Origin of the sequence: Arthrobacter sp. UCD-GKA (assembly GCF_001863355.1) — a bacterium.
GTDB lineage: Bacteria > Actinomycetota > Actinomycetes > Actinomycetales > Micrococcaceae > Paeniglutamicibacter.
On record NZ_MOLR01000007.1, the window covers coordinates 16,148 to 36,369 of the forward strand.

18 protein-coding genes are annotated in these 20,222 nt (G+C 58.3%); 14 read left to right on the forward strand and 4 right to left on the reverse strand.

Annotation, left to right across the window (positions count from 1 at the left end):
- Positions 1 to 77: 77 nt before the first annotated feature.
- The gene (locus BLJ79_RS22445; protein WP_083411284.1) at positions 78 to 545 is read right to left on the reverse strand and encodes a DUF3515 family protein; all 468 of its coding nucleotides are present in this window, start codon (positions 543 to 545) and stop codon (positions 78 to 80) included.
- A gap of 149 nt (positions 546 to 694) precedes the next feature.
- Here BLJ79_RS22445 and BLJ79_RS13165 point away from each other — a divergent pair, with 149 nt between their 5' ends.
- Genes BLJ79_RS13165 through rsmD form a run of 4 tightly spaced genes read left to right on the forward strand, consistent with a single transcriptional unit; the run spans position 695 to position 5,536 of the window.
- Complete coding sequence (locus BLJ79_RS13165; protein WP_071215221.1) at positions 695 to 1,741, forward strand: LCP family protein; 1,047 nt, start codon at positions 695 to 697, stop codon at positions 1,739 to 1,741.
- A 22-nt stretch (positions 1,742 to 1,763) separates the two neighbouring features.
- Entirely contained in the window at positions 1,764 to 2,726 is a 963-nt protein-coding gene (locus tag BLJ79_RS13170; RefSeq protein WP_071215404.1) for a DAK2 domain-containing protein, read from the forward strand.
- Positions 2,716 to 4,929 carry an ATP-dependent DNA helicase RecG gene (locus BLJ79_RS13175; protein WP_071215222.1) on the forward strand — a complete coding sequence of 738 codons (2,214 nt, stop codon included), beginning with the start codon at positions 2,716 to 2,718 and terminating at the stop codon, positions 4,927 to 4,929. Before BLJ79_RS13170 ends, BLJ79_RS13175 begins: the two co-directional genes overlap by 11 nt.
- Before the next feature lie 7 nt (positions 4,930 to 4,936).
- On the forward strand, positions 4,937 to 5,536 hold the full coding sequence (gene rsmD / locus BLJ79_RS13180) for a 16S rRNA (guanine(966)-N(2))-methyltransferase RsmD (protein ID WP_071215223.1): 600 nt from the start codon (positions 4,937 to 4,939) through the stop codon (positions 5,534 to 5,536).
- On the opposite strand, the gene BLJ79_RS13185 is transcribed toward rsmD, so the two are convergent.
- Together BLJ79_RS13185 and BLJ79_RS13190 are read right to left on the reverse strand one after the other, a co-directional pair.
- Complete coding sequence (locus tag BLJ79_RS13185) at positions 5,498 to 6,226, reverse strand: spermidine synthase (RefSeq protein ID WP_353615479.1); 729 nt, start codon at positions 6,224 to 6,226, stop codon at positions 5,498 to 5,500. The genes rsmD and BLJ79_RS13185 overlap by 39 nt on opposite strands.
- A gap of 53 nt (positions 6,227 to 6,279) precedes the next feature.
- Positions 6,280 to 7,491 (reverse strand): aminotransferase class I/II-fold pyridoxal phosphate-dependent enzyme, encoded by a 1,212-nt coding sequence (locus BLJ79_RS13190; RefSeq protein WP_071215225.1) that lies wholly within the window; start codon positions 7,489 to 7,491, stop codon positions 6,280 to 6,282.
- A 117-nt stretch (positions 7,492 to 7,608) separates the two neighbouring features.
- On the opposite strand from BLJ79_RS13190, the gene coaD reads away from it, so the two are divergent.
- The 10 genes from coaD to BLJ79_RS13240 all read left to right on the forward strand — a co-directional run bounded on the left by coaD (position 7,609) and on the right by BLJ79_RS13240 (position 16,882).
- Positions 7,609 to 8,085: a pantetheine-phosphate adenylyltransferase gene (gene coaD / locus BLJ79_RS13195; RefSeq protein ID WP_071215226.1), complete on the forward strand. Its 477-nt coding sequence runs from the start codon at positions 7,609 to 7,611 to the stop codon at positions 8,083 to 8,085.
- A 49-nt stretch (positions 8,086 to 8,134) separates the two neighbouring features.
- The gene (gene galU, locus BLJ79_RS13200; RefSeq protein ID WP_071215227.1) at positions 8,135 to 9,031 is read left to right on the forward strand and encodes a UTP--glucose-1-phosphate uridylyltransferase GalU; all 897 of its coding nucleotides are present in this window, start codon (positions 8,135 to 8,137) and stop codon (positions 9,029 to 9,031) included.
- Positions 9,032 to 9,170: 139 nt separating this feature from the next.
- Entirely contained in the window at positions 9,171 to 10,226 is a 1,056-nt protein-coding gene (locus tag BLJ79_RS13205) for an LCP family protein (RefSeq protein WP_071215228.1), read from the forward strand.
- Positions 10,227 to 10,361: 135 nt separating this feature from the next.
- Positions 10,362 to 11,207, forward strand: a complete 846-nt coding sequence (locus BLJ79_RS13210) for an ABC transporter permease (protein WP_071215229.1) — start codon at positions 10,362 to 10,364, stop codon at positions 11,205 to 11,207.
- Entirely contained in the window at positions 11,191 to 12,054 is an 864-nt protein-coding gene (locus BLJ79_RS13215) for an ABC transporter ATP-binding protein (RefSeq protein ID WP_083411285.1), read from the forward strand. Before BLJ79_RS13210 ends, BLJ79_RS13215 begins: the two co-directional genes overlap by 17 nt.
- 14 nt (positions 12,055 to 12,068) lie before the next feature.
- Complete coding sequence (locus BLJ79_RS13220) at positions 12,069 to 13,097, forward strand: glycosyltransferase family 2 protein (RefSeq protein WP_353615480.1); 1,029 nt, start codon at positions 12,069 to 12,071, stop codon at positions 13,095 to 13,097.
- Positions 13,094 to 13,918, forward strand: coding sequence for a CDP-alcohol phosphatidyltransferase family protein (locus tag BLJ79_RS13225; protein ID WP_071215230.1), 825 nt, complete (start codon positions 13,094 to 13,096; stop codon positions 13,916 to 13,918). The genes BLJ79_RS13220 and BLJ79_RS13225 overlap by 4 nt, the downstream gene beginning before the upstream one ends.
- A 55-nt stretch (positions 13,919 to 13,973) precedes the next feature.
- Complete coding sequence (locus BLJ79_RS22450) at positions 13,974 to 14,816, forward strand: glycosyltransferase family 2 protein (protein ID WP_083411310.1); 843 nt, start codon at positions 13,974 to 13,976, stop codon at positions 14,814 to 14,816.
- A gap of 53 nt (positions 14,817 to 14,869) precedes the next feature.
- A complete protein-coding gene (locus tag BLJ79_RS13235; RefSeq protein ID WP_071215232.1) occupies positions 14,870 to 15,331 on the forward strand; it encodes an FAD synthase family protein in 462 nt (153 codons plus the stop codon).
- Positions 15,332 to 15,457: 126 nt separating this feature from the next.
- On the forward strand, positions 15,458 to 16,882 hold the full coding sequence (locus BLJ79_RS13240) for a bifunctional cytidylyltransferase/SDR family oxidoreductase (protein WP_071215233.1): 1,425 nt from the start codon (positions 15,458 to 15,460) through the stop codon (positions 16,880 to 16,882).
- 82 nt (positions 16,883 to 16,964) lie between these two features.
- Here BLJ79_RS13240 and BLJ79_RS13245 read toward each other — a convergent pair whose 3' ends face one another.
- Entirely contained in the window at positions 16,965 to 20,165 is a 3,201-nt protein-coding gene (locus BLJ79_RS13245; protein ID WP_071215234.1) for a CDP-glycerol glycerophosphotransferase family protein, read from the reverse strand.
- Between the last annotated feature and the right edge of the window lie 57 nt (positions 20,166 to 20,222).

Genomic DNA, 20,222 nt, shown 5'->3' on the forward strand with positions numbered 1-20,222 from the left:
CGTGCCGAATGAACAAGGGGTGTTTAACCAAGTCAATCTTGGCTAAACACCCCTCTTTTCACGTTCCAGCAACTTTGCTAAGGGACATCCACAGTCTTGCTCACCGTCGAGCACGCACGCTCGGCAGGAATCTTTGACGCTGCCGATGACAGGGTCGCCAGAACCGTGCTGGATGGAATCACATTGGGATCGAACACCAATTCGGTGGCCGGAACCCGTCCATAGGTGGTCAAGGTCCATGCCTCGTCACCTTCCTTGGCCAACCAGTCAACCCCATTCACGCTGACGCATGGATCCGTTGACGGCGGCGGGGGCGTGACCCCGCAACGCAGAACCAGCTGCGCAGGGTCTCCCCACACGGCGGTGGCCTGGCTATTGGTCTGGCGCTTCTGCTGGTCCGAAATCTCCGGAGGAAGCACCACCATCATTTCTGCACACAACGGATTGCCTGCATCGTCCGCGGGTTGGACGTTGGCAATCGAAGCGCAGCCGGACAGGAGAAAAAGTCCTGCAAGCGAGGCAACCGCGGCGGTAGCAAATCGCATACGAAGTGTCTTACGGGCTGCGTCTTGTCTGGGAGCCGACTGTGAGTTGAAGGAATCTGAGCTACTAAAAATCAATCTGGGCACTAAAACAGCCTACCGGTCGTGGGACATGACTAGGATGTAAAGGAGTATTTGCTAGAGAGGCATTGATGACACATCTGAACGGGTCCTTCGAGGACACAGGCTACGAATCGCCAAAGAAGAAGAAACGCACCGGGCTGATGATATTGCTGGGCGCAGTATCACTGGTCCTCATCGCACTTCTCGTAGCCGGGGGGTACCTGTTCTCGCTCGCTCGCAGCTTTGACAACAACACCACCAAGCTTACGGATGCATTTCCCGAGGAAAGCTCGCGTCCGCAAAAAGCTGAAGCCGCCAAGGACGCGGTGAACATCCTGCTTTTGGGCAACGACACCCGTGCCAAGGACCAAGGCGAAGAGAACTTTGCCTCGCTGCCCAACGGTGGTCGTTCCGACACCATGATGCTCGTCCACATCCCGGCGAACCGCGAAGGTGTCTACGTCACGTCGATCATGCGCGATACCTGGTTGGACATTCCGGGCCACGGCAAGGCGAAAGTGAATGCTGCGTTTGCCTACGGTGGGGTCGCATTGGCCGTCCAAACACTTGAAGGCCTTTTGGACACACGTATTGACCATGTGGCTTCCATTGATTTCGAAGGTTTCAAGGGCTTGACTGATGCTCTGGGTGGAGTCCAGATCAACAACCCGATCGCCTTTAAGCAGAACCTCAAGAACGGATTCGTGTTCCCCAAGGGAGTGCAGACGCTCGATGGTGACCAGGCACTGGCATTCGTCCGTGAACGCTACGCATTCAAGGACGGCGACTACCAGCGCGTGCGCAACCAGCAGCTTTACGTCAAGGCCGTCATGAGCACTTTGATGTCCAAGGAAACGTTGACGGACCCCGCGAAGATCTCCGAGACAGTCAAGGAATTCGCGCCATATGTCGCAGTCGACGAGACCCTCGATGCAGTCAAGGTTGCCAAGCTGGGAACCACCATGGCCAACGTGCGTTCCAGCGACATGCACTTCTTCACGCTCCCCAACAAGGGAACGGGACGTTCCGCCGATGGCCAGTCCATCGTCATTCCTGACATGGCAGTGATTTCGGACTTTGCAGACGCCTTGAAGAAGGACAAGGTGGGACAATTTGTAGAGGACAACGGTCTCTAAGGATCCAGTGATCACTCACACCATGAACCAAAAAATCCATGCCAATTCCAAGGCCATATCAACGTGGCTTGAACGAATGGTCAAGAGCCTGGGAAACCATAGCGATCGCCTGAACGCGATCAATATCTTCCCGGTGGCGGACGGGGATACGGGCAGCAATCTCTACCTGACCGCACGCAGCGCCCATGACGCGATTTCCAAGTTGGAAACCGAAAACATTGGTGAGCTTCTGACCATGGCATCGCGCGCCGCCATGGAATCGGCTCGTGGGAACTCGGGAACGCTGCTTGCTGTCTTCCTGGCCGGCTTGGCCGAACCCCTGTGCGGGGTGGAGCGGATGACTGCGCCGGCACTGGCAACCGCACTGGAGCGCGGCAAGGTCAGGGCATGGTCTGCCCTGAGCGACCCGGTTTCCGGAACCATGCTCTCGGTCATGGAGGTCGTCGCCACCACCGCCCGGTCCACCCACCGCGCCAGCGCATTGGAGCCGGAAAGCAAGGCCGCGCTGGTCGAACTGCTCGATGCCCTGTGCGTGGCGGCGGAAGCGGCCGTGGTGGCCACGGAGAACGAACTCGGGGCACTGCACAAGGCCAAGATCGTTGACGCCGGTGCCGTGGGCATGCTGATCATCCTGGATGAACTTCGAGGTTCCCTTCTTGGACACATCATCGACCCCGACGAATACTCGAACCTGCACGGCTACGACATCCAGGACCCCCACATCCACCAGGATGTCTCCCCGGAAACCGGAGTCGAGGTCATGTGCACCATCAGCCTCGATGCCTTGGGCGCGGCCACCTTGCGCGGACAGCTGGACACCATCGGCGACTCCGTCATCATGAGCCCGGTCAACCCCACCGAAGACGGATACCGCTGGCGAGTCCACGTGCACGTCCCCGAAGCCGAGAGCGCTCTTGAAGTCATCCGAAGCCTGGGTTCACCGGTCAATATCTCGGTGACCGACCTTTGCACGCATGACGGATGACCAAGACTTCACCAGCAATACGCCATTAGACTCCGTCCTTGGCGTTGCTTCCGCACGCAAGGTGGAAACCGCGTTCGGATACACCACGGTCGGTCAGCTGCTGGGACATTTCCCCCGTCGTTACATGGAGATCGGGGAGCTATCCAAGATTTCGGAACTTCCCGTCGGGGAGGACGTCACGATTGTCGCCGAAGTGAAATCGGTGAACCAACGGCGCATGCACTCGAGGTCAGGATTCCTGCTCGAAGTTGTCGTCAGCGACGCTTTGGGACCCGAACAATCGATCTTGCGGATGACCTTTTTCAACGGCTACGAAGCCAAGCGTGACCTGCAGGTCGGCTCCACTGCCATGTTCAGCGGCAAGGTGACCATCTACCGCAACCATCTGGAACTCACCCATCCCGAATACTCCTTGCTCGACACGGCCGAAGAAGCCGATCCACGGCCCATTCCCATTTACCCGGCCACCGCCAAATTTCCGAACAAGAAGATTCGGGAAACCATGGGGCTCGTGCTGTCCCGGGCGAGGCCAGAGATTTTCGAGGATTTCATTCCGGAACAGGTCCTGGAAACCCAAGGAATCCCGGGCCGGGCCGCGGCCTTTGAAAACATCCACAGACCACAGACCGTTGCCCAAGGTTATGCGGCCAGAAAACGCTTTGCCTTCGAGGAGGCCTTCTTGCTCCAGCTCGCGCTGGCCCAACGCCGCGCCCACCGGATGCAACAGCCGGCAATTGCACGTCACGGAGCCCCGGCAGGCCTGCTGGAAGCCTTCGACAACTCTCTTCCCTTCACCCTCACAGACGGCCAGGTGTTGGCCGGCATGGAAATCGCGGACGATCTCGTGCGCGGCCACCCCATGAATCGTCTCTTGCAGGGGGAGGTCGGCTCGGGCAAGACACTGGTGGCGCTGCGCGCGATGCTGCAGGTCATTGACTCCGGCGGGCAAACCGCCCTGCTTGCACCCACCGAAGTTCTCGCACAACAGCACTACCAATCGATCATGAAATTGCTTGGATCCCTGGGTGCTGGAGGCGAACTTGGATCTGATCCCCGCGCTACCCGTGTGGACGTGCTCACCGGATCGGCCGGGACCGCAGAACGCAAGCGCGTGCTGCTCGGTGCCGCTTCGGGGGAGACCGGGATACTGGTGGGCACACACGCACTGCTCTCGGACACGGTTGGTTTCGTGGACCTTGGCCTGGTGGTTATTGACGAGCAACACCGCTTTGGTGTCGAGCAACGTGACGTCTTGCGGTCAAAGGCCGATACGCCGCCCCACATGCTGGTCATGACAGCCACACCGATCCCGCGCACCGTGGCCATGACCGTCTTTGGTGACCTTGAAGTCAGCCTGATGAAAACCCTGCCCCCGGGCAGAGCACCCATTGCAACCCACCTGGTTCCACTCCAAGTGCCACGGATGCAGGAACGGCTTTTTGCCCGCATCGCAGAGGAAACGGCTAAGGGCCACCAGGTATATGTGGTGTGCCCGCGCATCAGCGAAAAGGCTGTCGAGGACGACTACCTGCCGATGCCCGTGCAACTCGGTGCCAACGAGGCGAGCTCGGATGCGCGCGCGAAGCCGGCATCGATGACGGTCGAGAAGATGCTGGACATACTGACCACCATGCCCATCTTTGCGAACACCGAAATCCGCGCTCTTCACGGACGCATGGCCAGCGACGAAAAAGCCGAAGCCATGAATGCCTTTGACAGCGGCCGCGCCTCCATTCTGGTCTCGACCACGGTGATCGAAGTCGGGGTGGACGTGCACAATGCCACACTCATGGTAATCATCGATGCGGAGAATTTCGGGATCTCCCAATTGCACCAGTTGCGTGGACGCATCGGGCGTGGCGGCCTACCCGGCACCTGCCTGATGACCACATGGCTGGATGCGGAGCATCCCTCGGTGGTGCGGCTGCGGGCGGTTGAATCCACCACTGATGGGTTCCTCTTGGCCGAGTCGGATCTGAACGAACGCCGCGAAGGGGACATCCTGGGGGCGAGCCAGTCCGGCTCCCGGTCCACGCTCAAGGTCCTGCGCGTCATGAGGGACGCCAAACTTATTGCCCGCGCCCGGGAAGCGGCCGAGGCGATCGTGGACGGCGGTGGCGGGCTCGGCTCCTATCCCGGGCTTCAGACCGCCGTCGAGGAATGGGTAGACGAAGACATGCAAGCATTCCTGGAAAGGGGATAGATCAACCATGAGTCGTATCGTGGCCGGTACAGCCGGAGGCACACCACTGAAGAGCGTGCCGGGGGACTCCACCCGGCCCACCACCGACCGCGTCAAGGAAGCATTGTTTTCCAGGCTCGAAAGCTACGACGTGCTGACCAATGCCAGGGTTCTTGACCTCTACGCGGGCGCCGGGTCCCTGGGCGTCGAGGCGGCAAGCCGCGGGGCCCGTTCCGTGTTGCTCGTGGAGCTTGCGCCCAAGGCCGTGGTCGTATGCCAGGCCAACGCAGGACTCGTCAACAAAGCCTTGCGCAAAGACCTGGTCAGCGTCCGCCGGGGCTCGGTCGATTCGGTCCTTGATTCTTTTGCCCCTGTTCCAGGCGGCAGCGCGGGAAAGACCTGGGACTTGGTGTTCATGGACCCGCCCTACCCGCTGACAAACGAAGAGCTCGCCAAGACCCTGGAAAAGGTTTCACTGGTGCTCGACGTCGGGGCAACCGTGGTCGTGGAACGCTCGACCCGATCCGCCGAGCCCACCTGGCCCGCGGGGCTGGAGAAGTTCGCCGACAAGAAATACGGCGAAACCCGGTTATGGTTTGCCGAACCCGTCCAGGTCGCTGCCGAATAGCACCGTGCCCGGGTGCGGACCCGCGGCCCGCACCCGATCCACCATGGCCATGTCGATCTTTGATTGGGTGCCGGCCAGAATCATGTTTCCCGGATACTTTCGGGAAAAGATCTCGGTCGGGGCGCTGGCGATGAGCGTTTGAAAGATTTGTGACATGGCCTGGATCTGGGAATCGGCAAAGGAAAACGGTGGATCGTCGCCCACATTGACCAGTACGATCCCGTCGGGCCGCAGCAACGCGTTCATCTCGGAATAGAAGCCGGGAACGGTCAAATGATGCGGTGCCCCGGAACCGCTGAAGATATCCAGGACGATGATGTCGAATTTCTCAGCGGCCAGTTCCTCCGTCAGTACCCGCCGCGCGTCCCCAATAATCGTTTTGAGATTCTTGGGGTCACCCATGGGAAGAGCCTCAAGGACAAAGTCGAGTAGTTCTCGTTCGAGGTCTACGGCTACCTGCTGGCTTCGGGGGCGCTGCTTCTCGATGTAGCGTGCCAAGGTCAATGCGCCGGCTCCGAGATGAAGGACCCGCAATGGGGCCCCGGGAGCTGCCTGCTCGTCCACATGGTTGGCTAGTCGTCGAAGGTACTCGTAGAAGATCTGCTCGGGGTGGTCTACGTTTACGTGGGATTGTTCCGCGCCGCCCAGGGTCAGCACCCAGGCTCCTGTAACGAAGGCATCCTCCTCCAAGGTGGCGTGGGCTCCGAGGTTGCTGAGCCAGCGGCTGGCACGTTGCACCATGTTCAGCCACCCAGCTTTGTCGTGAGCTGGGACAGCCGCCGGGACGCCTCGATGAGAAGCTCTGGTTTCTTGCAGAAGGCAAAACGCATCAGAGTGCGCGTGCGCTTCGCGCCCTCTTCGTGGCAGAAGACGGACAACGGGATGCCTGCGACACCGATCCTTTGGGGCATTTGGCGCGCCAGCTCCAATGCGTTGTCAAAACCCAGGGGTGCCACGTCGGCGACGATGAAGTAGGTTCCTTTCGGACGGTAAACCGTCATTCCAGCCGATTCAAGGCCCTTGGCCAGTATCTCGCTGCGCTCACCAAGATCATGGGCGAAATCCGTAAAGAAGTTAGCCTTGCTGGCCAGCGCGTCGGCGACCGCCGGCTGGAATGCCGTGCCGGAGGAATAGCTCAGGAACTGCTTGACCGTTCGTACGGCCGCAACAAGATCGGCAGGTCCGGTGGCCCAGCCGACCTTCCAACCGGTGAAGGAAAAGGTCTTGCCCACCGATGAAATGGTGATGGTGCGATCCCAGGCCCCAGGAAGGGTGGCGATAGGGATATGGGTAAGACCAAAAGTGAGATGCTCGTAGACCTCATCTGAGATGATGAGGCAATCGTACTGTTTGGCCAAGGCAACGATCTCAGCAAGCAGCTCCCGGCCAAAAGCGGCACCGGTGGGATTATGTGGGTTATTCAACACCACCATCCGTGTGCCTGCGTTGAACGCTTTGCGGAGGACCGTGAGGTCTGGCTGGAAATCCGGCGCGTTCAGTGCGACGGTCTTGTGGACGCCGCCAGCCAAGCCGATGGTTGCACCGTAGGAGTCGTAGTACGGCTCAAAGGTGATGACCTCGTCTCCGGGCTTCACAAAAGCCAGAATGGCAGCAGCGATCGCTTCGGTTGCACCAGTGGTGACGACCACTTCGTTTTCGGGGTTGACGTCCAGCCCGTAGAAGCGCTTTTGGTGATCCGAGATGGCCATGCGGAGGGGGAGTATTCCGGAACCCGGGGCATATTGGTTCAATTCTCCCGAAATGCCGTGGGCAGCCATGTCCTTGAAGACGCTAGGCCCGTCGGTGTCGGGGAATCCTTGTCCCAGGTTGATGGCTTGGTGCTTGACGGCGAGGGTGGTGATCTCCTCGAAGATGGTGACACCGAGATCGCCGTCGGGGGAGAGGAGGTTGGCGCCTGCAGCCATGCGCTGCCAAGGAAATTCGAATGAGGGCATGCCCCTATTATCCCGTCATCTACAGGCTCCGTGGGCAACCCACCGGGAAACGACACGTTGTGCCATCAAACCATCGGAAGCAACTGTGCCTATACCCGAGTTGATAGATTGCAAGGTATGCGTCGAGCCGTCTGCCCCGGGTCATTTGACCCCATCCATAATGGTCATGTTGAGATCATTGCCCGTGCCAGCAACCTCTTTGACGAGGTCATCGTGGCGGTGTCAACCAACTATGCCAAAAAGTATCGTTTCGAACCAGAGGAACGCCTCGAAATGGTTCGGGAAACCATTGGAGGCCTGCGCGGTGTCAGTGTTGAGCCCATGGGGGATGGACTGCTCGCTGACTTTTGCAAGCTGCATGGGGCCGACGCGATCGTCAAGGGACTTCGGTCCACTGTTGACTACCAGTATGAAACCCCCATGGCGGTCATGAACCGCCACCTTACCGGTGTGGAAACAGTGTTTCTGGCCGCCGATAATCGCTACACGCATCTGTCCTCATCCTTGTTGAAGGAAGTCCAGTCCCTTGGGGGAGACGTTGCGGACTACTTGCCAAGAACTGTGCTCAAGAGGCTGCGAAGCAGCGCGCAATAGGCCCAAAGCGTTTCGATGTTTGTGCATTGAATGACGTAAAGTCGAATCCATGACTCAAAGTAGGCGTGTAATTAAGGCCGTCATCCCTGCGGCAGGCTTGGGGACGCGTTTCCTGCCAGCGACCAAGGCAATGCCCAAGGAAATGCTGCCCGTCGTTGACCAGCCAGCCATCCAATACGTTGTTGCCGAGGCCTCAAAGGCCGGACTTACCGATGTACTGATGATCACTGGGCGAAACAAGCGTGCACTGGAAGATCACTTTGACCGGGTCCCTTCCCTCGAAGCAACCCTCGAGGCCAAGGGTGACACCGAGAAATTGCAGCTGGTGCAGGGCGCCACGGCTCTGGGAGATATCCACTACATCCGACAGCGTGACCCGAAAGGTCTCGGACACGCCGTGCTCTGCGCCAAACAGCATGTTGGAGACGAAGCCTTCGCTGTCTTGCTCGGTGATGACCTCATTGACGAACGGGACGAGCTTCTCTCGATCATGATCGACGTTCAGGAGAAGACCGGGGGCTCGGTCATCGCAGTGATGGAAGTCGATCCGGACCAGATCAGCGCCTACGGTTGCGCCGACATATCCGCGGTGGACGGGGAAGAATATGTCAAGGTCAATGCGTTGGTGGAGAAGCCCGCAGTTGCGGATGCCCCGTCAAACCTCGCGGTCATCGGCCGTTACGTTCTTCACCCACGTGTTTTCGAGGTCCTCAAAGAGACAAAGCCCGGACGCGGTGACGAAATCCAATTGACCGACGCGCTGGAGACCTTGGCCGTGGCGAAAGGGCCGGGCAGTGGCGTCCACGCGGTAGTCTTTCGAGGTCGCCGATACGACACCGGCGATAAGCTGAGCTACCTTCAGGCAGTCATTTCCTTGGCATCCGAGCGGCCGGACATCGGTCCGGAACTTCTCCCATGGCTCAAGGACTTCGTCGCCGGGCGCTAGGATTCTTGTAATTGGCGGGGCTATCCAGCATCCTCACAGGGGTGTTGGCTAGCCTTGCTTTGTTTGTGCGAAAGTTGTCGACCGAAACATTGCCTCGAGTCGTCCAAGGCTTCTCGTTCTGTTTTTATGGAGACGTTGATTGACTGACAAAAGAGAATTTGAAGGCGGTTACCTGCCACGGCGGCTGGCCCGTCGAAAGAAACGAACCGGCCTCGTTGTGCTTTTGAGCGCGATTGCCGTGGTGGTCGTGGCGGCTGTTGTGGCCAGCACGTACCTGGGAAGTCTCGCTCAGACGTTCAACAGCAAGACGCAGGTCATTGCAGAGGCTTTCCCCAATGAGGAGTTGCGCCCGATCAAGAACCCGGATGACGGTTCCTTGAATTTCCTGTTGCTGGGCGTCGACCACGGCGCGGACGGTACTGAGACGTCCGACTTGCTTAAGGGCGGCGGCACGGATCAGCGGTCAGACTCGATGATGCTGATGCACATCCCAGAGGACCGCAAGGGCGTATACGTGATGTCGATCGTGCGGGATCTCTACACTGACATCCCTGGGTATGGGCGCCAAAAGATCAATGCCTCCATGGCGCTTGGTGGTGTCCCCCTGGTTGTCCAAACGATGGAAGGCATGCTGGATACCAAGATCGACCACGTAGCCATGATTGACTTCGGTGGATTCAAGGAGCTAACCACCGCGCTGGGAGGCGTTACGGTTCACAACGATATTGAGTTCTACTCGACGGACAGCAAAAAGTATTTTTACCCTGTGGGTGATGTCGTTCTCAAGGGCAATCAAGCCCTGAGGTTCGTCCGCGAACGAAAGCCCTTCGTCGACGGCGACTACCAACGCGTGAAAAACCAGCAGAAATTCATCAAGGCTGTCATGAACGAGCTACTCTCCAAAAATACGCTTACAAATCCGACGACGATCTACGAGGTTATTGATAAGTTATCCCCGTATCTTTCGCTGGACGATGGTTTTGATGCGGCAACAGCCGCTGGATTAGGACTTCAGCTGAAAGATCTGCGAGCCTCTGGCATCGAAATGTTCACGTTGCCAACAGCCGGAAGCAGTACGGCTCCTGGCGGGGGGGCGATCGAACTTCGTGATGAAAAGGCCATCGAGGACATCGGCAAGGCGCTTCGAACCGACACCTTTAAGGACTATTTGGAAAGCGCAAATTTAGAGCCCTGAGAAGTGATGCGTAGATCACACATCGTGATATGGCACGATGCCAATCGGCCTTCAGTGCACGCATCTACTAGACTTCAATAGGTTCGTCGGCCAGAGCCGGCGAGAAAACCGTGATCAACAGAGGTATCGAAAACTATGACAGCTGCCGAATATGCGGCGCAGTACGGCCTGATTAGGGTCGGTGCTCGTCCGAGCCTGGCGAGCTATCTGAAGCAGGCCTGGGCCAGGCGCGATTTCGCGTACGAGCTGGCAAAAAGCCGCCTGCAAGCAACGAACCAGCGGAACCGCCTCGGGATGTTGTGGGTGGTCATCAAGCCGACGATGAACGCACTGATGTACGGGTTCATTTTCGGGATCCTGCAATCAAGCAAGCCACACGATTTTCCGGTTTACGTTGTCATCGGTGTATTCCTCTTTGAATTTTTCACGGGATCCGTGAACTCCGGAGCAAAGGCAATCACTGGCAATGCTGCTTTGGTTCAGTCACTCGCTTTTCCGCGGATTACCTTGCCCATCGCAGCAGTCATCCAACAGTTTCTGACCCTGGTGCCCATGCTTGGCGTCATGTTTATCTACTGCATGATCCTGGGGACCACACCAAAGTTGAGTTGGCTGATGGTCATTCCGCTGCTCGTCATATTCACCATGTTCAACACCGGGATAGCGCTGGTATGTGCGCGACTTACAGTTCACGTTCGGGACTTTACGCAGATCTTGCCGTTGATCACCCGAATCCTTTTTTACACTTCCGGTGTCCTCTTTGGCGTCGATCGCATCTTGAATGCCTTCCCCGTCTTGGTGCGGATGTTTGACTTCCACCCGATCTACCAGGCGCTGCAAATTGCCCGCGGATCCATTATGAACGGTGCGGAATACCCGTCGTTCTATTGGATCGTTTTGTCCGTCTGGGGCGTAGTTGCCCTCGTCGGTGGCACTATCTACTTCTGGGCAGCTGAGGAGCGCTATGGTCGAGTTGACTAGTTTCGATGATCTGATCAATCCGCGCCTGCATAGTAAATTTGAACCAGAACCTGTTTACGACGTGCCCTCGAAAGCACCGTTGACCAATGAATCGGTCGATGTGGATGAGACTCGAACTCCCGTCGTCATAGTCGACAACCTTCACGTCAAGTACCAGGTCTATTCGAGCGGTAAATCCGTGGGCGCCGCGGGCGCCAAGCGTCTCCTGCAATCGTCAACTCGCGGCATCCGTGAAGTCCACGCCGTGAAAGGCGTCTCTTTCGTGGCATACGAAAACGAGTCAATCGGCGTCATCGGCTCGAACGGTTCAGGCAAGTCGACGCTGATGCGTACGATTACCGGGCTTACATCGCCTGCAGAGGGGTCTGTGTATGCTTCGTCCCGCCCAAACATGCTGGGCGTTGGCGCGGCATTGATTCCGGATCTCTCCGGCGACAAGAACATCATGCTTGGCGGCCTGGCGCTCGGTTACAACCGGCAGGAGATCAATGAGATGCGCGAAGACATCACCAAGTTCGCAGAACTTGAGGAATTCATCGATCTACCGATGCGTACCTACAGCTCCGGTATGTCGGCTCGGCTGAAGTTCGCCATCGCGGCTTCAAAACAGCATGACATCCTCATCGTTGATGAAGCCTTGGCGGTCGGCGATGCACGCTTCCGCAAGCGCAGCGAGGCCAAGATCCGCGAGATTCGCGAAAACGCGGGCACGATCTTCCTGGTTTCCCACTCCATGAATTCCATATTGGATACCTGCAATCGCGTGATCTGGATTGAAAAGGGTGTACTGATGATGGACGGGGATGCCAAGTCCGTCGTCAATGCCTACAAGGGCAAAAAGAAGTGACAGAAGCATGGGACTTGGGCGTTTCGTACGTCATGCCGGTGCTCAACGAAGCCGGGTACCTGCGAGATGCCGTCGCCAGCGTGCTTGACCAGGACTACGCCGGCGACAAGGAAATCGTCTTGGCGCTTGGCCCCAGCACCGATTCCACTGACGAAGTCGCCGCGGCCTTGGCAGTTGAGGACTCCAGGGTCAAGCTGGTCTATAACCCCCAGGGACGCACGCCGATTGGCCTGAATTTGGCGATCAAGGCCTCGCAATACCCGATCGTGGTGCGCGTGGATGCGCACAGCGAACTTGCGCCCAACTACACGGCCCGCGGTGTCGAAACAATGTTCCGGGTCGATGCACACGACGTCGGCGGACTCATGGATGCGCAGGGGAAGAATCCACTTCAGCGCGCGGTGGCAGCCGCCTACCACTCCCCGTGGGGTCTTGGCGGCGCGGCCTATCACAGCGGCGCGCCGGAAGGACCATCGGAATCTGCCTACTTGGGCATTTTTCGCCGCGAGGTCTTTGACGAAGTCGGCTACTACGACGAATCCCTGCACCGTGCGCAAGATTGGGAACTATGCCTTCGTATTCGCCAAGCCGGATTCAAGGTGTGGTTTGATCCTGAACTTGAGACCGCATACTACCCTCGGGACCAGTACAAGGCATTGGCCGCGCAGTCCTACGCCTCGGGTGTCTGGCGGGGCGAACTGTCACGTCGTTACCCGGACGGAAAATCCATCCGCCATGACTTGCCGCCATTGATGGTTGTCGGGACCACTTTGGGAGCTGTTGCTTGGATAGTTGATCCTTGGCTGACAACCGATGCCCCCAGCACCGCAAGGGTGGTCCTCAATTTGTTGAAGCTCGCACCGGTGGCTTACGCCGGTCTAGTGGTATTTGCGACGCTGACTGGCAAGCGAACAACTCTGAAGGAAAAACTTTTGATGCTTGGCGTTTTCCCGACCATTCATTTCCCATGGGCCGTTGGCTTCGTGAAAGGTCGTGTTCATGGCGCTAAAGGCACCTTGGACAGGGGTCGGGTGCGTTCATGAACAACGAGACCATCCGCCCCAGCAACCCGACGCTCGAGCAGCTACGCGCGGTGTGCCAGCCCCCAGAAGTTCGAGCTCGGCGCAACGCAGAGCATTGGACCGCAGAGCTCTACCTGCGGCACATCTCCATTTATCTGACCGCAGCGCTGGTTCGTACGCGCATTAGCGCCAACGGTGTTACCGGGCTCATGATCCTGGCAGGTTGGCTCATGTCGGCAGCGCTGCTGATCCCCGGTGTTTGGGGGCCGGTGTTGGCGGTGGTCCTGTCACAGGTGCAGCTCTACTTCGATTGCAGCGATGGGGAAGTAGCCCGCTGGCGAGGCACGCAGTCGCCGCGCGGCATCTTCATCGACATGGTGGGTCACCACACCACCGAGGCGCTGATTCCCATTGCGCTGGGCTACCGGGTATTCCTTGAAATGCAGGCCCAAGGTGCCGATGCGGCACAGGCATGGCCGACGCTCTTTATTGCGGCGATTCTTTCGGTGCTCCTGGTGTTGAACCGCTCGCAGAGCCTCATGGTCCATGCCGCCCGCAGCATGGCAGGACTGGGCAAGCTCCCTGACACGGCCGAGGCGCGCGCTGTCTCCAAGACAAGCCTCGTTGGCAAACTACGCTCGGCAGCCCGTTTCCTGCCCTTCCACAAGATGCTCCACGCCGTGGAACTCAGTCTCCTCATCTTTGCGCTGTCGATTGTTTCGGCCATTGTGGGCGTTCCGGGCATCGCGGAGAAGTGGATGCTCTGGACCCTCCTGCCGGCCGTGCTGCTGGTGAACATCGGGCATTTCGTTGCGACCATGGCCTCGTCACGGTTGCGGTGATCCATTGAATCAGTCATCAGGAAACGTGCCTACCGTAGGCGTCGTTGTGCTCACCATGGGAAATCGTCCCGGAGAATTGGACCGGGCACTCCAGAGCCTGCTTGGGCAACGCGATGTTGTGCTCGACGTAGTTGTTGTGGGAAACGGGTGGGATCCCGTGGGATTGCCACCCAACGTCAAGGCACATTTCCTTGAGGACAACTTGGGAATCCCAGCCGGAAGGAATGCCGGAGTCCCGCTGGTTTCGGGGGAGTACCTGTGCTTCCTTGATGACGACTCCTGGTTTCTCGATCATGATTTCCTGGATGAGGCCATTTCCAAGTTCAAGCGACACCCAAAGATGGGATTGCTTCAGCCACGGATTACGGACCCCCTGCGAGACGACGATCCCACTCGGTGGATTCCACGTTTGAACAAGCGAACTGCCGAGGAGTCCAGTCGCGTCTTTCATGTGGGTGAAACCTGCCTCATGATGCCACGATACATTTTCGAAGAAACCGGGGGATGGGCAGGCGGATTCTGGTACGCCCACGAAGGAATTGAACTTGCTTGGCGGGTCTGGGACACAGGCCACCACGTTTGGTACGCCGGGGATATGAGAATCGGTCATCCTGTCGTCGATCAGCGACGGCACGAGGAGTTCTACCGGCTCAATGCACGGAATCGAGTTTGGCTGGCGAAACGCAATCTCCACTGGCCTTTCAGCTGGTTGTATGTTTCGAGTTGGGCGCTGCTTGAGACTGCACGGTTGCGCAAGGAACCCGGAGCTGTGCGCCAATACTTCGGTGGATGGCTCGCCGGGTGGCGCGAGGACCCTTGGTATACAACACCACGTCCTAAACTTAAATGGTCGACTCATCTAAGGATGTTGTTGGCCGGCCGACCACCTGTTATCTAAGACTTTCGCGCTTGGCGCTTCCTGGCGCATCAATGCAGTTATTGGAGCTGAACATGACAAAGACCGTCCTGACCTATGGAACTTTCGATCTTTTCCACATTGGACACCTGAACATCCTCAAGCGCCTGAAGGAAAAAGGCGATCGGTTGATCGTCGGAGTATCCACGGATGAATTCAATGGGATCAAGGGCAAGAAACCGATTGTCCCCTTTGAACAGCGAATCGAGATCGTACGGTCCATCCAATACGTTGACGAGGCAATCCCGGAAGAAAACTGGGACCAAAAACGTCTGGATATTGCCAAGTACGATGTCGACGTTTTCGGCATCGGTGAGGACTGGAAGGGCAAATTTGACGACTTGGAAGACAAGGTCGAAGTCGTATATCTCCCGCGGACATCCGGCATATCCACCACCGAACTCAAACGCGTTCTGAGCGCCTTCGATGAACGGCACGTTGCCAAGCTCAAGGACACCCTGGACAGCCTGAGCCAGATCGTGAAGGAACTCAGCTAGGAAGCCCATGGCTGGGCAATTGCCGCGCAGCCATCACAATTAGAAGCAATGCCGCTTCGGTGCCGACTGATAATCTTGGTTGGGCTGTATTCGGCTCACTGAACGTCGAGAGGTACCAACAAACCCATGCGCAATATTGGTGTGATCCTGGCAGGTGGAGTAGGCGAACGAGTCGGCCTCGATATTCCCAAGCAACTCATTAAGATTGCTGGTAGGCCCATCATCGAACATACACTGGCCATATTTCAGGAAAGTGATTGCATCGATGAAATCGTTGTGATGATGAAGCCCGGCTACCTAGATCGGGTACGTGAAATCGTGAAGTCCAACGGCTTCTCAAAAGTCACTCGCGTGCTGGAAGGCTCGGGCACCCGAAACGACACAACGCAGGCAGCATTGGCTGCTCTTGGCGACGAAGAGTGCAACGTTATTTTGCACGATGCTGTTCGACCACTTCTGTCCCAGCGTGTGTTGACAGACGTCGTGGCAGCCTTGGATGAGTATCAAGCAGTTGACGTTGCCATTCCTTCGGCCGATACCATTATCGAGGTCGTCCAGGGCACAGGATCTCTACCTGAAATCAGCAACGTTCCTCCGCGAGCCGCACTGCGCCGAGGGCAAACGCCCCAGGCCTTCAGGCTCACAACGTTGCGCAACGCCTACGTTGGAGCCAACGAGGACCCGAAATTCGCGGCCACCGATGACTGCAGCGTGGTGTTGAAGTACTCGCCAGCCGTGCCGATCGGCGTGGTCCAAGGCGAAGAACGCAACATGAAGGTCACCGAACCGATAGACATCTACATCGCTGACAAGCTCTTCCAGCTCTACAACGACGACGGCCGTCGCATCCTCGAGGATACGACGCTTACTGCGGCCTTGAGCGGCAAGGTCATGGTCGTGTTTGGTGGTTCCTACGGCATCGGTCACGATGTCGCGCAGATGGCTGAGAAGCACGGTTGCATTGTGCGGAGTTTCTCGCGCTCGTCGACCAAGACCCATGTGGATCGCCGCGGCGATGTGGTTAAGGCACGGGAATCGGTTCTGGCCGAACTTGGCCGTGTTGACTTCGTGGTGAATACCGCAGGGGTTCTGCCCCGCGGTCTTCTGTGCGAGGAAAGCGATGAGTCGATCTATCAGGCCACCGAGATCAACTATCTCGGCCCCGTCTTCRTTGCTCAGACCTTCCATGATGCCCTGGCCGAGTCGCAGGGATCCCTTCTGCTGTTCACCTCCAGCTCATACACCCGTGGGCGTTCGGGCTACAGCCTTTACAGCTCGGCAAAGGCCGCCACCGTCAACCTCACCCAGGCGTTGGCGGACGAATGGGCGCATGAGGGAATCCGAGTCAACTGCGTGAATCCCGAACGTACGGCGACGCCCATGCGCACCAAGGCATTTGGCACAGAGGATCCGGGCACCTTGCTCGAATCAGTGACCGTTGCAAGGGCTTCCCTTGAGACGTTGGTGGGCAGCCGTACGGGCCACGTGATTGACGTTCGGCGGGACGATCCATTGTCTCCGGCCTCGTTCTTAGTCCACGAGGAAATCTAGCCACCTTAGACCAGTTACGTGCCGAATGGACGAATGGCCGGCCCCCTTGGGGCCAGCCATCCGTCCATTCCCATTCCTGGGGCTACTCTACCGCGGTGGTGAGCATGCTCTTCAGGCTAGTGATGTGTGTGGCCTGCGATTCACCCAACCAGTGGGCGCCGGCGCTCCCGACAGTTCCGTTTTCCACGTAGTACTCTGCCAATTCATCCGGCAACAGAGCCAGCAGCCGTCTATCCGTGTAACCTCCGCCGCCGAGGAACGCGAGGCCTGTGGCGTCACGGTGTTCCGGAATCACAGCGAAGGCCGCGTGGCTGAGTCCCAGTGTGCGCCGGTACTCCCGCTGGAAGGCTGTACGGGCGATGGCGCGTTCTGCGTCATTTCCCAGAGCTCGTTGCCGATCGATCCGGTCAAGCACGAGTCGTTCCTCGGACGAGAGGACATGCCCCCCGGCCCGCATGACTCGTTGGACATGGGCCGGCAACGAAGCGAGTTCCTTTTGGTTCTGGGGACTGGAGAACAACGCCGCCCTGTCGAAGGTCACCACGACCCTGAATTCTGCCGGGTCGAGTCCGTCCATTGCTTCGCGCAGCGCTGCAGTGTTGGCCGCATCCTTGAAATTGTGCCGGATGAGCACGATATTGCGTTCATCTGCAGGCAATTGAACGACGTGGGAGGAATCGGAGGCCAGGAAGAATGCGACGGCCTTGGCCGCCGCATTCCCATCCTCGGACGGGGCATACTCCTGGATCGCACGATCAAATTCCGCTGGGTCCTGGATTCCGCTGGATACGCCGCGCGCAATTGCAGCGCGTAGTTCCTCGGTGTTTGTGGCCAGTTCACCCGGCATGCTGGCCATGTCAAAGTAGAGACCACGTTCCTCGGTGTACTCGGCCAGGTCGTAGACATGAAACACGATCGGACGCCGCAGGGGCAAGAAATCAAAGAAGATGCTGGAGTAGTCAGTCACCAGAAGGTCCGTCAGCGCCAAGACATCATAGGTGTCGATATCGGATGGCACCACGGACGCACTGAGCTCCACGTTCTTCAGGGCAGCTTCCGCAAGATGGTGGGCCCTGAACACAACGTGGTAGTCGTCCTGGGACAGCCCCTCGAGGTCGTTAACCAGCTGTGTGGCATCGAAATTGCGATTGCCGGCGGTTCCACGCCATGTCGGTGCGTAGAAGACGATTTTCTTGCCATCATCGGGAAGGCCAAGGCGTACCAGGATCTCCCGTCGCGCCTGCTCGTCCTGGTTCAGCATCCTGTCGATCCGGGGGGATCCGAGCCGGGCGATCTGACCGGTGAAAAGGCCTTCGACCTCGTAGCGCTTGATGAGGCTGTCTTGTGTGTGCCGGTTTGGCGCCAGCAGATGGGTGGTTTGCAGAAGGTTGCGGCTGACGTTTCCGTGCTCCATGAATCCGGCTGCAATGTCACGACCCAAAGCCTTGAGTGGGGTTCCGTGCCAAGTGTTCAGATATTGCTGCCCATCCCGGCGGACAAAGTAATTCGGGAACGAAACATTCGACACGAGGTACTTCGCCGAGGCCAGCGCACGGCGATACAGACGGGAGCCACGGGACACGAGGCTGACCCTCGCATCGTCACGCACGTCCTTAGGCACTCGGGTCTTGCCGGTGACTACCCAGGCGAAACGCAGGTGATCATAGTTGGGGTCAGAGCGCAGCTGGCGGTAGATTGCCGCCGGATTGCAGTCGATCTTGCTGCCGTGGTAGCTCTCGAAGAGAACCAGGTTCTCCTCCAGCGGAAGATCTTGCAGGAAGTGAACATACTCCGTGGAGTCCTGTAGCGGCTTCACAGGACTGGAAGAGTTCTGGTCCTGAAGCTTGGCAGTGCCGTGGGCCCGGGTGTCGAGGAAAGCACTTATGGCCGAGGACTGATCGCCGGCGGCAATGTAGGCAAGTCCGAGAAGGAAGTAGGTGGAAGATTCCTGTGCCGGATCCTGGCGTGAGGCCGCCAGCAGAGCCTTGGCAGCCGAATCGATCAGCCCGGCTTGAAGGTAGCGCTTCCCTGCAGCAAGCAGTAGTTCGGGGTCGTGGCTAAACAAGACCGAGTCGAGCTGCTGCTCCAAAAGTTCGGTGGCAATCCCGGCAATGGGCATCTCAACGTCTTGGACCTGGGCCCGTTCGAACCTCTCGGTCAACTGCGGATACATGCGCTTGAATGCCGTGAGTGCTGCCTCCGTATTTCCTGCCGCGGCGAGGACGTACCCATAGCGATATGTCCATKCCGGTTGGGGTGCACCAAGCAAGCGAATGGCTGCCGCATAGGCATTGGAAGCCTCAAGGAAAATCCCTTGCCGTTCAAGGCAAAGGCCCAACGTATAGAAAATATCGGGCTCCGCTGGCGACAGTGCCAGGCCGTGCATCAGCGCCTGCTGCGCGGTGGCCCAATCATGGAGCGCCATTGCTGTCTCGGCTTGCTGAAACCATAAGGCCGGCATGCCGGGGACGGCAAGAACGTATTCCTTATACAATTCTGCAGCGAACTGCAGCTCGCCTCGTTCGGCAAAGAACGAGGCACTGCCGAAGAAGTCCTCCGGACGGTGCCTCCCCTGAAGGGTCCTAACGAACGCTTCTCTCACACTGTCGTGGTCGCCGGCACCCAGATATGCCAAATTGAGAAAATGGGCGGTCTCGGCATCCAGTGGATCTGCGGCCAGCGCGGCCTCGAGGTGTGTGATGGCCTCGACGGCCTTTCCACTTCGAAGGAGTGTTGTGCCGTAATGGAAGAGCCATTGGCGAGACTTTGGGTCCACGGACTTAGACGCGGTGAGCATTGCTTCGCGGTCGAATAGAGAACCCTCCTGCAGGGTTTGGACCTCGGCGAGATTGAAACCTGTGAACTTGTTCGCCGCTGGAGCTGCCGGCGTTTTTGCCGGGGCCGGTGACGTTGCCGCCACGCGCTTGCGCATTTTCTCAACGCGTTTCTTAATCTCAGCATTGGCGGGTTCGAGCTCCAGCGCCGTTTCATAGGCTTGCAGGGCGCGGACAGGGTTCCCCTGTTTCTCATTCAACGCTCCCAGCCGCAGCAGCCAAGCAGGTGTCGTGCCATCAAGTGCCACTGCCCGTTCGGTCGCAGCCAGCGCTTCAGGAAATTTCCCGCATTTGAACTGGGCATTGCCGAGATAGTAGAAGGACGTTGGTGTGGGCGCCTCAAGCACTGCGCGTGCGAACATCCGCTCGGCACGGGCCCACTTGCCGGCACGTGCGTAGAGCCGTCCGAGCTGGGTGTTTATATTGAGTTGCGGTGGTTGCTTGGTCAAGAGATCTACCTTTGCAAGAGATGAAGGATGGCAGTCGTGCCCATCGGACCTCGGCTG

What these genes read in the sequence shown, in the direction of transcription:
- BLJ79_RS13170 (WP_071215404.1), top strand. Translation starts at nt 1,764, where the DNA reads ATGAACCAAAAAATCCATGCCAATTCCAAGGCCATATCAACGTGGCTT.
- coaD (WP_071215226.1), top strand. Translation starts at nt 7,609, where the DNA reads ATGCGTCGAGCCGTCTGCCCCGGGTCATTTGACCCCATCCATAATGGT.
- BLJ79_RS13210 (WP_071215229.1), top strand. Translation starts at nt 10,362, where the DNA reads ATGACAGCTGCCGAATATGCGGCGCAGTACGGCCTGATTAGGGTCGGT.
- BLJ79_RS13175 (WP_071215222.1), top strand. Translation starts at nt 2,716, where the DNA reads ATGACGGATGACCAAGACTTCACCAGCAATACGCCATTAGACTCCGTC.
- BLJ79_RS13225 (WP_071215230.1), top strand. Translation starts at nt 13,094, where the DNA reads ATGAACAACGAGACCATCCGCCCCAGCAACCCGACGCTCGAGCAGCTA.
- BLJ79_RS13215 (WP_083411285.1), top strand. Translation starts at nt 11,191, where the DNA reads ATGGTCGAGTTGACTAGTTTCGATGATCTGATCAATCCGCGCCTGCAT.
- BLJ79_RS22445 (WP_083411284.1), bottom strand. Translation starts at nt 545, where the DNA reads ATGCGATTTGCTACCGCCGCGGTTGCCTCGCTTGCAGGACTTTTTCTC.
- BLJ79_RS22450 (WP_083411310.1), top strand. Translation starts at nt 13,974, where the DNA reads ATGGGAAATCGTCCCGGAGAATTGGACCGGGCACTCCAGAGCCTGCTT.
- BLJ79_RS13235 (WP_071215232.1), top strand. Translation starts at nt 14,870, where the DNA reads ATGACAAAGACCGTCCTGACCTATGGAACTTTCGATCTTTTCCACATT.
- BLJ79_RS13190 (WP_071215225.1), bottom strand. Translation starts at nt 7,491, where the DNA reads ATGCCCTCATTCGAATTTCCTTGGCAGCGCATGGCTGCAGGCGCCAAC.
- rsmD (WP_071215223.1), top strand. Translation starts at nt 4,937, where the DNA reads ATGAGTCGTATCGTGGCCGGTACAGCCGGAGGCACACCACTGAAGAGC.
- BLJ79_RS13165 (WP_071215221.1), top strand. Translation starts at nt 695, where the DNA reads ATGACACATCTGAACGGGTCCTTCGAGGACACAGGCTACGAATCGCCA.
- galU (WP_071215227.1), top strand. Translation starts at nt 8,135, where the DNA reads ATGACTCAAAGTAGGCGTGTAATTAAGGCCGTCATCCCTGCGGCAGGC.